The following is a 12,015-nucleotide window of genomic DNA, read 5'->3' as shown; positions in this document are numbered from 1 at the left end:
ATGTCCAGGTCGTCTTGGTTCAGCAGTCTTGGCCGGTGGGCCGGTATTCTTGCCGTCCTGGGGGCGATGACGTTGACGGGCTGCGCCGCGCCGACCGTCTCGGCCCGCGTGACGTCGTTTCAGCAATGGCCGGCGGCTGTCGAAGGCCAGACCTATCAGTTTGTTCCCGCCGACCCATCCCAAATCAATAATCTGGAATATCAGTCGTTCCAGGACATGGTGCGCGCGGGTATCGGCGCTACGGGTCTGGTCGAAGCCCGCCAAGGCGTAAAGGCCCGCTTCGAGGTTTCGTTCCGCTATGGCACCACACAAACGCAGGTGATGGTGCGCCGTCCGTACGATCCGTATTTCTATGGCGGCTATGGCGGTTTTTATGGGCCAGGACCATGGGGCATGGGCGCGGGTTTCTGGGGTCCGGACTGGGTCGACGTGCCCATGGTGGTCCAGCGCAATTCGCTGTCGCTCTTCATACGGGATACCCAGCAGGGCGGTGCCGAGGTATACCGTTCGACCGCCTTCATTTTGAGCGAGCGCGATGATTTGCTTCGCACCATGCCCTATCTGGTGCGCGCCATATTCGACAATTTCCCCGGCAATAACGGCGCTGAACGAGAGATTCAATTCCCCGCGCGTTGAGCCGGGAAGGTTCTCGGCGGTGGTTTCCTAAAATAAAAACGGCGCACCATGATGGTGCGCCGTTTTTATTTCTTACTGAGGAATAGGTTTTATTCCTTGATAAGAAAACTCTCGCGCGTTGCGCCGCCGGCTTCTTCGGCAGCGAGCCAGCGCGGCGCCTTGCCGCGGCCGCTCCAGGTTTCTCCGGTTTGCGGGTGGCGATACTTGGGCGCCACCGCGCGCTTCGCGGCGCCGCCTGCGCGGGCGGGGGCGCTGGCCTTGCGGCGGCCACCCGTGGCAGCGCGGGCGGGCTTGCCGGCGCCGTAGGCGGCGATGATTTCTTCAGGCGTGATGTCGTACTCGCGCATCGACGTGATGATGGACGTGATCACCGGCTTGCGGCGCTTCGTCTGGAGGACTTCGGCCTTCTTTTGGAGCTTGTTGATTTCCTTTTCGATCTTTGCTTGCAGAGCTGCGTAGGTTTCTCGGGCCATGGTTTATTCCTGATTATGGAACTGCTTTAATCGCCGGCGAAGTTATGTTTATTTGTTGTGCTTCGCATAATACAGAATTTAAGTCGGGGTATCGCCATTCTCAGACTAATTACTTTGTATCAAAAGCGCGGGAAGGCTTATCGCTTGCGGGTCGCCGCAATTTTCACAACATAGGAAGCAATATCTTAAATTTGGGACAAACTGAAACAAGTGGCCGCTTGGCTAACGGGTTTGCATTGGGATCGTTGATTGTCGGACAACTCCAAGAATGGCTTGCAGGCTGACGAAATCGTCGGTCTGCAAGCCATTGCGGGGAACTATCGAAGCGAGTCTGGCGTCAATAACCGAGCGCTCGCTGCGTGCTGAATTTGTCGCAAACGCACGCGTTATACATTATGGCTTTGTGACCCCCCTGCGGTGGTATACCCCCGGAACAACGGTGTTCCGTCCCTCGGATTTCATTTTGTTGTCAGGTCGTACGACAAGATCGAAATCGTCTGATAGGCAATGCGGTCCGGGCGTAATTGCTTAACTTGATACTTAACTTGATGCCCAGTATGCCGCCCCCATCTGTATGGGCAAGATAATGCGAGATCATTTTGTCCCGCATGGCGTGCCGCATTTGCCACTACGGCGCACCGCGACTTTTGGTGTCCGGCGCGACGCCGGGTCCTTGTCGGCGGTACGATACGGTCTTGAGCGCCATGACGCGCATGCGCGGCCCCCGGTGCCGTTCCTGAACTGAGCCTATGAAAATCATCGATCCCGCCATTGCTTCCCTGGCCACCGCCAAATCCCTTCTGCTCGACCCCTGGGGGCTGACCGAAGCGGACATGGCGCGGGCACTGGGTGAAATCTTCACCCACAAGGTCGATTACGCCGACCTGTATTTCCAGTACACGCGCAGCGAAGGCTGGAGTCTTGAAGAAGGGATTGTGAAGACGGGAAGTTTCTCCATCAGCCAGGGCGTGGGTGTCCGGGCCGTCAGCGGCGAAAAGACTGCATTCGCCTATTCGGATTCCCTGTCGCCCGACGCGCTGCTGTCGTCGGCGCACGCTGTGCGCGGCATCGCGCGCCGCGGCGCCGGCAAGGTCAAGGTCGCCGCTCACGTCGAGGCCGAGATGGGCCGTAGCCTGTATGCGGACATCGACCCCGTCGCCAGCCTCAGCGCGCCCGAAAAGGTCGCACTGCTCGAGCGCATCGAGCGCATGGCGCGGGCGCGCGATCCCCACGTGATCCAGGTCATGGCCGGACTGGGCGCGGAATACGACGTGGTGCTGGTCGCGGGCAGCGACGGCCGCCTGGCCGCAGACGTGCGCCCGCTCGTGCGCCTGTCGCTCACCGTGATTGCCGAACGCAATGGCCGTCGCGAAATGGGTCACGCCGGCGGCGGTGGGCGGCTGGGCCTGGCCTACTTCACCGACGAGATGCTGCAGGGCTATGTCGAGCGCGCCGTGCACGAAGCCATGGTCAACCTCGAGGCGCGTCCCGCACCGGCCGGCGAAATGACGGTTGTCCTGGGCTCGGGCTGGCCTGGCATCCTGCTGCACGAAGCCGTCGGGCATGGCCTGGAAGGCGACTTCAACCGCAAGGGATCCAGCGTGTTCTCGGGCCGCATCGGCGAGCGCGTGGCGTCCAAGGGCGTCACCGTGATCGACGACGGCACGATTCCCGACCGCCGCGGTTCGCTCAACATCGACGACGAAGGCAATGCCACGCAGCGCAATGTCCTGATCGAAGACGGCATTCTGCGCGGCTACATGCAGGACACGCTGAATGCGCGCCTGATGAAGACCGCGGCCACTGGCAACGGCCGCCGCGAGTCCTTCGCGCACCTGCCCATGCCGCGCATGACCAACACGTACATGCTGGCCGGCGACAAGCCCGCCGACGAAATCGTCGCCTCGGTCAAACGGGGCCTGTATGCCGTCAACTTTGGCGGCGGCCAGGTCGACATCACCAACGGCAAGTTTGTGTTCTCGGCCTCCGAGGCCTACATGATCGAAGACGGCAAGGTTACGTATCCGGTCAAGGGCGCCACGCTCATCGGCAATGGCCCCGACGCCATGAACCGCGTCACCATGATCGGCAACGACCTGCAGCTGGATTCTGGCGTGGGCACCTGCGGCAAGGACGGCCAGAGCGTGCCCGTCGGTGTCGGCATGCCGACGGTCCGCATGGAAGGCCTGACGGTCGGCGGCACGGCCTGATGCCATAAATGGGGGCGGCATTCGGCAAAAATCCGGCGTGACGCCCTCAAAAAACTGTGCTAGAGTCGGTCCCCATGAAATTCGCGTCCCCCGCATTTTATTTTTATTTTTTTGGTTTTCTGAAGCCGCTGGCGGAGGAAGGGACGCGCTCAATCTGAAGTTTGGACAGAATCCCCCCAAAAAAGCCGCCAGCAGATCTGGCGGCTTTTTTTATGCCGCCGTGGCGGGCAACCCAGGAGCAGTACCGTGTCGCACAACACCGATGACCTTCGTATTCGAGAAATCAAGGAACTGAATCCGCCCTCGCACGTGATGCGCGAGTTCGCGTGCACCAAGGAGGCGTCCGAGACCGTCTTCGCCGCGCGGCAAGGCATGCACCGCATCCTGCACGGCATGGACGATCGCATGATCGTCGTGATCGGTCCGTGTTCCATCCACGACACGCGCGCCGCCATCGAATACGCCAAGCGTCTGAAGCCCGTGCGCGACCGCCTGAGCGCGGACCTGGAAATCGTGATGCGCGTGTACTTCGAGAAGCCGCGCACGACCGTGGGCTGGAAAGGCCTGATCAACGATCCCGACCTGGACGGCAGCTTCGACATCAACAAGGGCGTGCGCGTCGCCCGCGAACTGCTGCTGGACATCAACAGCATGGGCTTGCCGGCGGGATGCGAGTTCCTGGACATGATTACGCCGCAGTACATCGCGGATCTGGTCTCCTGGGGGGCGATCGGGGCGCGCACGACGGAGAGCCAGGTGCACCGCGAGCTGGCGTCGGGCCTGTCGTGTCCGGTGGGATTCAAGAACGGCACGGACGGCAACGTGAAGATCGCCGTCGATGCGATCAAGGCGGCCTCGCAGCCGCACCATTTCCTGTCGGTGACCAAGGGCGGCCATTCGGCCATCGTGTCCACGGCGGGCAACGAGGACTGCCACGTCATCCTGCGCGGCGGCAAGACGCCGAATTACGACGCGGCCAGCGTGGACGCCGCTTGCCAGGACGTGTCCAAGGCCGGTCTCGCGCAGCGCATCATGGTCGACGCCAGCCACGCCAACAGCAGCAAGAAGCCGGAGAACCAGCCGCTCGTCGTCGAAGACGTGGCGCGCCAGATGGAAGCCGGCGATGCGCGCCTGGTCGGCGTCATGGTCGAAAGCCATCTGCTGGGCGGCCGCCAGGACATGGTGCCGGGCCAACCGCTGGTGTACGGCCAGAGCATCACCGACGGCTGCATCGACTGGGATGCGTCCGTGGCCGTGCTGGAGCGCCTGGCGCAAGCCGTGCGCGAACGCCGCCGCGTGGCGCTGACGTCTGGCAAGTAAATCCGGCAAGTGATTCCGGCAAGCGATTCCGGAAAATGAGGGGGGTTCACGCCGCGCACCGTCAGCCTGGGGCGGTGTGCGGCGCAGCACGCGAGGCGGCGTAGAATATTCGGATTATCGAACCCGGGAAACCACGAGATCATGAACGCTCCCTTGCACGCCGAATCGTTGCGCCGCGCGGTTCCGGCCGCCTGTCTGGATGCCCTGCGTGCGCACTTTGGCGACCGCCTGTCGGAATCGGCCGCCGTGCGCGAACACCATGGCCGCGACGAATCGCCTTACCCCGCCATGCTGCCCGACGCCGTGGTCTTCGCGCACTCGACGGAAGATGTCGCATTCGTCGCCAAGGTGTGCAACGAGCACCGCGTTCCCTTGATTCCGTACGGCGCCGGCTCGTCCCTCGAAGGCCACATTCTTGCGATCCAGGGCGGCATCAGCCTGGACCTGTCGCAGATGAACAAGGTTCTCGCCATCAACGCCGAAGACCTCACCGCCACGGTGCAGGCCGGCGTGCTGCGCAAGCAGCTTAACGAAGAGATCCGCAGCACCGGTTTGTTCTTTCCGATTGACCCGGGCGCCGACGCCAGCCTGGGCGGCATGGCCGCCACCCGCGCGTCTGGCACCAACGCCGTGCGTTACGGCACGATGCGCGAAAACGTCATGTCGCTGACCGTCGTCACCGCGGACGGCCGCATCATCCGCACCGCGGGCCGCGCCCGCAAGTCGTCGGCCGGCTACGACCTGACGCGCATTTTCGTGGGCAGCGAGGGCACGCTCGGCATCATCACCGAAGTGACCGTGCGCCTGTATCCACAGCCCGAAGCCGTGTCCGCCGCCGTCTGCAATTTCCCGACGCTGGACGCCGCCGTGCAGAGCGTGATCGAGATCATTCAGATGGGCGTGCCGATCGCGCGCGTCGAGTTCATGGACGCCGCCAGCGTGCGTGCCGTCAACCTGCACAGCAAGCTGACCCTGCGCGAAACGCCACTGTTGGTATTTGAATTTCACGGCAGCCCCGCCGGCGTTCAGGAGCAGGCCGAAACCGTGCAGGCCATCACGGCCGAACACGGCGGCATGGACTTCGAATGGGCCGAGCGTCCCGAAGACCGCAGCCGCCTCTGGACTGCGCGCCACAACGCGTATTTTGCGGGCCTGCAGTTGCGTCCCGGCTGCCGCGCCAGCACCACCGACGTCTGCGTGCCGATTTCGCGCCTGGCCGACTGCGTGCGCGACACCGTCGAGGAACTGGACCGCGCAAGCTTCCCGTACACCATCGTCGGCCACGTGGGCGACGGCAACTTCCATGTGCTGATGCTGCTGGACGCTGACAACGCGCAGGAATGGCAGGAATCGGAAGCCATCAATCACAACCTCGTGCGCCGCGCCATCGCTGCCGATGGCACCTGCACGGGCGAGCACGGCGTCGGCCTGCACAAGATGCAATTCATGGCGGAAGAACACGGCGAAGACGCGCTGGATCTGATGCGCAGCCTGAAGCACGCGTTTGACCCGAACAACATCCTGAATCCAGGCAAGATCGTGTCCTGGTAATCAACAGGGGGAGGCTGCAAACGCCTCCCTCGATCCGTCAGCGCCTGCTGCTTTTACGCGACAGGCTGCTTCACGGTTTACGGCCGGTTACGTATGAACTTGCCGCAAATGCCGGTAAATGCGTCAGGTGCGGGTAAATCCCGGCCTGATTAACATGGGCACACGCGCTATTGTTGCGCTCATGAATTCACTGGTCGAAACCGGCCTGGCACAAGCGCAGGCGCCTTATTCGCAGCAGCAGCTCATCGAGGCGTTGTCGGCCGCGTTGCCCGCGCACTGTGTGCTTTATCGCGAAGAGGACACCCGTCCTTACGAATGCGATGGCCTATCCCTTTACCGCTCGATTCCCGCGGTCGTCGCCTTGCCCGAAACGGAAGCGCAGGTGCAGGCCATCATGCGCATCTGCAAGCGCCTGAACGCGCCTATTGTCGCGCGCGGCGCCGGAACGGGATTGTCGGGCGGCGCCATGCCGCACAGCCAAGGGGTGTTGCTTGGGCTGTCCAAATTCAACCGGATCAAGCATATCGACCTGGCCAGCACGACCGCGATCGTCGAGCCGGGCGTGCGCAATCTTGCGATCTCCGAAGCCGTGTCGCCGTATGGGCTGTATTACGCGCCGGACCCATCGAGCCAGATCGCGTGCTCCATCGGCGGCAACGTCGCGGAAAACTCTGGCGGCGTGCATTGCCTGAAATACGGCCTGACCGTGCACAACGTGCTGCGCGTGCGTGTGGTCACAATCGACGGCGACGTGGTCGAACTGGGATCGCACGCGCCGGACGCGCCCGGACTGGACCTGTTGTCTGTGTTCGTCGGGTCTGAGGGCATGCTGGGCGTCGTGACCGAAGTGACCGTCAAGCTCATTCCCAAGCCGGCCTGCCAGCAGGTCGTCATGGCCAGTTTTTCCAGCGTCGAGGCGGCAGGCAACGCGGTCACGCAGGTGATCGCGGCAGGCATGATTCCGGCGGGTCTTGAAATGATGGACCGCCGCGCCACGCACATGGTCGAGCCGTTTGTCCGCGCGGGCTACGACATGGACGCGCAGGCCATCCTGCTGTGCGAATCGGACGGCACGCCCGAAGAGGTGGCGCACGAGATCGCACGCATGGAGGCCGTGTTCCGGCAAGCCGGCGCCACGCGCTGCCAGGTGTCGGCATCCGAAGCGGAACGGTTGAAATTCTGGGCGGGGCGCAAGAACGCGTTTCCCGCTGCCGGGCGCGTGTCGCCCGATTACTACTGCATGGACGGCACGATTCCGCGCCGTCATCTGGCGCGCGTACTGGGCGCCATTGAACAGATGGAAGACGAATTCGGCCTGCGATGCGCCAACGTCTTTCATGCCGGCGACGGCAATCTGCATCCGCTGATCCTGTTCGATTCGAATAAGCCGGACGAGGTGGAGCGCGCCGAGAAATTCGGTGCGGCCATTCTTGAGCTGTGCGTGCAGGTGGGAGGAACCGTGACCGGAGAGCACGGTGTGGGAATGGAGAAGATAAATCAAATGTGCGTGCAATTCTCTCGCGAAGAACTCGACGCGTTCCTGGCAGTCAAGCGGGCCTTTGATCCGCCGTGCCTGCTGAATCCTGAAAAGGTCATCCCCACGCTGGCACGCTGCGCCGAATACGGCAAGATGCACGTCCATGCGGGAGAACTGCGCTTCCCCGATCTCGCCCGTTTCTAGGACGTATCCCTTATGGATTTTGTCCTGTCGGAATTGTGCGACCAGGTCATGACGGCCCGTGCCGGCCACAAACCCCTGTTCGTGATGGGCGGCGGCAGCAAGCGGTTCTACGGTAACTACCGTCCCGTGCGGCCGCAGGATGGCCATTGCCTGCTGGATATGACGCCGTACCGCGGCATCGTCAGCTACCACCCATCCGAACTCGTGGTGACGGTGCGCGCCGGCACGCCGCTGGCCGAACTGGAGGCCGCGCTTGCCGAGCACGGCCAGATGCTGGCTTTCGAGCCGCCGCATTTTGCGCCGACCGCGACGGTGGGCGGCTGCGTCGCGGCCGGCCTGTCGGGCCCGCGCCGCATGAGCGCCGGCGCCTTGAAGGATTTCGTGCTCGGTGCGCAACTGCTGGATTCGGAAGGACGCATCCTTTCCTTCGGTGGCGAGGTCATGAAGAACGTGGCGGGCTATGACGTGTCGCGCCTCCTGGCCGGCTCGCACGGCATCTTCGGCGCCATCCTCGAGGTGTCGCTGAAGGTCGTGCCCAAGCCGATGGAAGAGATGACGCTGGCGTTGCCCGCGACGCAGGCGCAGGCACTGGCCAACTTTGCCTTCTGGCGCGGCAAGCCGCTGCCGATCTCGGCATCGAGCTGGTCAAGCGATGCCGACGGCGCGGACGGCATGACGATGGTGCGCCTGTCGGGCGCGCCGCCCGCGCTGGCCAGCGCGCGGGCGCTGATCGGCGGCGATGTGCTGGCGCCCGATGCGGCCGACGCATGGTGGCGGTCGTTGCGCGAGCAGACGCACCCGTTCTTTGCGCCAGACCGGCCATTGTGGCGGCTGGCCCTGCCGCCAACCACCCCCGATCTGGAACTGGGGCCGATGCTGGTGGAGTGGGGCGGTGGCCAGCGTTGGCTGAGCGGTCAGCGCGATGCCGCCGAAATGCGCGATATGGCGGCCCGACATGGCGGTCACGCGACGCTGTTCCGGCCCGCCGATACCCCGCCGCCCGCCGATGGCGTGTTCCATCCGCTTGCGCCGGGTGTCGGCGCAATCACCCGCAGGCTGAAGCAGGAACTCGATCCCGCCGGCCTCTTCAACCCCGGCCGCCTGGTCCTGGAGCTGTAGGACATCATGCAAACCAATCTGGCTTCCTGGGCGAGCGGCACCGATCTGGGCAACGAGGCGGACGCGATTCTGCGCCGCTGCGTGCATTGCGGATTCTGCACGGCCACCTGTCCCACGTATCAGGTCCTGGGCGACGAACTGGACAGCCCGCGCGGACGCATCTATCTCATCAAGCAGGTGCTGGAGGGCAAGGAGCCCACGCAATCCACGCAGCAGCATCTGGACCGCTGCCTGACCTGCCGCAATTGCGAGACCACCTGCCCGTCCGGCGTCGAGTACGGCCACCTCGTCGACATCGGCCGCAAGATCGTGGACGAGCGCGTGGAGCGGTCGTGGGGCGACAGGACCAAACGCACCTTGCTGCGCAAGGCAATGCTGTCGCCGATGTTCGCGCCGGCCATGCGTCTGGGTCAGAGCCTGCGCGGCATCCTGCCCCAGGCCCTGCGGCGCAAGGTGCCGGAACGCCGCGACGCCGGACCGCTACCGCAGGTGGCGCGACACGATCGCCAGGTCCTGATGCTGGCGGGCTGCGTGCAGCCGGCCATGATGCCCACCATCGACGCCGCCACCATCCGCGTGCTGGATGCGGTCGGCATCGGCGCGCGCATCGCGCCGGGCGCCGGTTGCTGCGGCGCGGTCAGTTTTCACCTGGACGCGCAGGACGAAGCCGTGGCGCAGATGCGCGCCAACGTCGACGCGTGGTGGCCGCTGGTGCAGGACGGCAAGGTCGAGGCCATCGTCATGAATGCGTCGGGCTGCGGCGCCATGGTCAAGGAATACGCGCACCATCTGCGCCACGACCCAGCGTATGCGCAGAAAGCCGCCGACATCGTGGCGCTGGTGAAGGACGTGGCGGAGATTGTCGCGCCGCACGCCGACATGCTGCGGTCGCGTCTGCCGGCCGGTACGCGGGCATCGTTTCACCCGCCGTGCACGTTGCAGCACTGGCAAGGGCTGCGGCCGTTGTCAGAGCAATTGCTGGTCGATCTGGGATTTGAGCTGCAGCCGTTCGCGGACAAGCATCTGTGCTGCGGATCGGCGGGCGCGTATTCGGTATTGAATCCGGACATCGCGCTGGAGCTGCGTGACCGCAAGCTGGGCGCCATCGCGGTGGGCAGTCCCGATGTGATCCTGTCGGCCAACATCGGGTGCATCGGCCATCTGCAAAGCGGCACCGATACGCCGGTGCGCCATTGGGTCGAAGTGGTCGACGAGCAGTTGCGCCGCGCTGCGCAGGGCTAGCCGGCCGCGCAGCGCCTGGCGTTGGGGTTACTCCACGGCCTTGACCATGTCTTCGAGCACCTTCTTGGCGTCGCCGAAGACCATCATCGTGCGGTCCATGTAGAACAGTTCGTTGTCCAGCCCGGCATAGCCCGAGGCCATGGAGCGCTTATTCACGATGACCGTGCGCGCCTTGTAGGCCTCGAGGATGGGCATGCCGGCGATGGGTGACTTGGGATCGTTCTTGGCGGCCGGGTTGACCACGTCGTTCGCGCCCAGCACCAGCACCACGTCGGTCTGGCCGAACTCGCTGTTGATGTCTTCCATCTCGAAGACCTGGTCGTAAGGCACTTCGGCCTCGGCCAGCAGCACGTTCATGTGGCCGGGCATGCGGCCGGCCACCGGGTGGATGGCGTACTTCACGGTCACGCCCCGCGCAGTCAGCTTTTCGGCCAGTTCCTTCAGGGCATGCTGGGCCCGCGCGACAGCCAGGCCGTAGCCCGGCACGATGGTGACGCTTTCGGCGTTGGTCATCAGGAACGCCGCGTCGTCCGGGCTGCCCGACTTGACGCTGCGCTGCTGCGCATCGCCTGCCGCCGCGCCGCCGCCCGCTTGCCCGCCAAAGCCGCCCAGGATCACGTTGAAGAACGACCGGTTCATCGCCTTGCACATGATGTAGGACAGGATGGCGCCCGACGAGCCCACCAGCGATCCGGCGATGATGAGCATGGGGTTGTTCAACGAGAAGCCGATGCCCGCGGCCGCCCACCCGGAATAGCTGTTCAGCATCGACACCACCACCGGCATGTCCGCCCCGCCGATCGGGATGATGATCAGCACGCCCAGCACGAAGGCGATGAGCGTCATGATGATGAACGGCGTCCATTCCTGCGTGAGCATGAACCAGAGGCCGCAACCCAGCATCGCCAGCGCCAGCGCCAGATTCAGCATGTGCTGGCCGGCGAACACCACCGGCGCGCCCTGGAACAGCCGGAACTTGTACTTGCCGGACAGCTTGCCGAAGGCGATGACCGAACCCGAGAACGTAATGGCGCCCACGAACGTGCCGATGAAGAGCTCGAAGCGGTTGCCGGTCGGGATGGCCATGCCGGGCGGCGCGATGCCGAAGGCGTGCGGCTCGGCCACGACGGCCACGGCGATCGCGACCGCCGCCAGGCCGATCATGCTGTGCATGAAGGCGACCAGCTCGGGCATCTTGGTCATCTCGACGCGCTTGGCCATCAGCGTACCGATGGAACCGCCGACCAGCAGCCCCAGCACGACCCAGCCCAGCCCGATCGTGGCCGTGCCGCTGCGCGCCAGCCCGATGATGAGCGCCGCGGTGGTCACCACGGCGATCGCCATGCCGGCCATGCCGAAGGCGTTGCCCAGACGCGAGGTGGTGGGATGCGACAGGCCCTTGAGCGCCTGGATGAAGCAGACCGAGGCAATCAGGTAGAGCAGGGTGACGAGGTTCAGCGAGATCATTTCGCTTCCTCCTTGCCCGGCTTGCGGTCCTTCTTCTTGAACATTTCAAGCATGCGCCGCGTCACGAGAAAACCGCCAAAGACGTTGACGGCGGCCAGCGCCACCGCGAATACGCCCATGCCGCGCGCCAGTCCGCCTTCGGTCAGCGCGGCGGCCAGCATCGCGCCGACGATGATGATCGCGGAAATGGCATTGGTGACCGCCATGAGCGGCGTGTGCAGCGCGGGCGTGACGTTCCAGACCACGTGATAGCCGACATAGATGGCCAGCACGAAGATGATCAGATTCATCAGGGTGGGGTTGATCGCTTCCATGG

The 12,015-nt window shown here is 64.2% G+C and carries 10 protein-coding genes; 7 read left to right on the top strand and 3 right to left on the bottom strand.

Annotation, left to right across the window (positions count from 1 at the left end; all coding sequences use genetic code 11):
* Positions 1 to 636 carry a DUF4136 domain-containing protein gene (locus HV681_RS19575; protein ID WP_175124624.1) on the top strand — a complete coding sequence of 212 codons (636 nt, stop codon included), beginning with the start codon at positions 1 to 3 and terminating at the stop codon, positions 634 to 636.
* 89 nt (positions 637 to 725) lie between these two features.
* On the opposite strand, the gene HV681_RS19570 is transcribed toward HV681_RS19575, so the two are convergent.
* Positions 726 to 1,109, bottom strand: coding sequence for an H-NS histone family protein (locus tag HV681_RS19570; protein WP_056567295.1), 384 nt, complete (start codon positions 1,107 to 1,109; stop codon positions 726 to 728).
* 749 nt (positions 1,110 to 1,858) lie between these two features.
* Here HV681_RS19570 and tldD point away from each other — a divergent pair.
* The 6 genes from tldD (at position 1,859) to glcF (ending at position 10,232) form a co-directional block, all read left to right on the top strand.
* On the top strand, positions 1,859 to 3,319 hold the full coding sequence (gene tldD, locus HV681_RS19565) for a metalloprotease TldD (protein WP_175124623.1): 1,461 nt from the start codon (positions 1,859 to 1,861) through the stop codon (positions 3,317 to 3,319).
* Between the two features lie 246 nt (positions 3,320 to 3,565).
* On the top strand, positions 3,566 to 4,639 hold the full coding sequence (aroG, locus tag HV681_RS19560; RefSeq protein WP_175124622.1) for a 3-deoxy-7-phosphoheptulonate synthase AroG: 1,074 nt from the start codon (positions 3,566 to 3,568) through the stop codon (positions 4,637 to 4,639).
* 141 nt (positions 4,640 to 4,780) lie between these two features.
* Positions 4,781 to 6,190, top strand: coding sequence for an FAD-binding oxidoreductase (locus HV681_RS19555; RefSeq protein WP_175124621.1), 1,410 nt, complete (start codon positions 4,781 to 4,783; stop codon positions 6,188 to 6,190).
* A gap of 181 nt (positions 6,191 to 6,371) precedes the next feature.
* The gene (locus HV681_RS19550; protein ID WP_175124620.1) at positions 6,372 to 7,871 is read left to right on the top strand and encodes an FAD-linked oxidase C-terminal domain-containing protein; all 1,500 of its coding nucleotides are present in this window, start codon (positions 6,372 to 6,374) and stop codon (positions 7,869 to 7,871) included.
* 12 nt (positions 7,872 to 7,883) lie between these two features.
* Positions 7,884 to 8,990 (top strand): glycolate oxidase subunit GlcE, encoded by a 1,107-nt coding sequence (glcE, locus tag HV681_RS19545; protein WP_175124619.1) that lies wholly within the window; start codon positions 7,884 to 7,886, stop codon positions 8,988 to 8,990.
* Between the two features lie 6 nt (positions 8,991 to 8,996).
* Positions 8,997 to 10,232 carry a glycolate oxidase subunit GlcF gene (gene glcF, locus HV681_RS19540; RefSeq protein ID WP_175124618.1) on the top strand — a complete coding sequence of 412 codons (1,236 nt, stop codon included), beginning with the start codon at positions 8,997 to 8,999 and terminating at the stop codon, positions 10,230 to 10,232.
* A 27-nt stretch (positions 10,233 to 10,259) separates the two neighbouring features.
* Here the strand turns inward: glcF and HV681_RS19535 are convergent, their stop codons facing one another.
* Positions 10,260 to 11,699 carry an NAD(P)(+) transhydrogenase (Re/Si-specific) subunit beta gene (locus tag HV681_RS19535; protein WP_175124617.1) on the bottom strand — a complete coding sequence of 480 codons (1,440 nt, stop codon included), beginning with the start codon at positions 11,697 to 11,699 and terminating at the stop codon, positions 10,260 to 10,262.
* The gene (locus HV681_RS19530) at positions 11,696 to 12,013 is read right to left on the bottom strand and encodes an NAD(P) transhydrogenase subunit alpha part 2 (RefSeq protein ID WP_006224972.1); all 318 of its coding nucleotides are present in this window, start codon (positions 12,011 to 12,013) and stop codon (positions 11,696 to 11,698) included. Before HV681_RS19530 ends, HV681_RS19535 begins: the two co-directional genes overlap by 4 nt.
* Between the last annotated feature and the right edge of the window lie 2 nt (positions 12,014 to 12,015).

The organism is Achromobacter animicus (genome assembly GCF_902859585.1).
Lineage (GTDB): Bacteria > Pseudomonadota > Gammaproteobacteria > Burkholderiales > Burkholderiaceae_B > Achromobacter > Achromobacter animicus.
The sequence above is the reverse complement of the archived record's forward strand: the minus strand, read 5'-3'. Positions and strand labels throughout refer to the sequence as shown.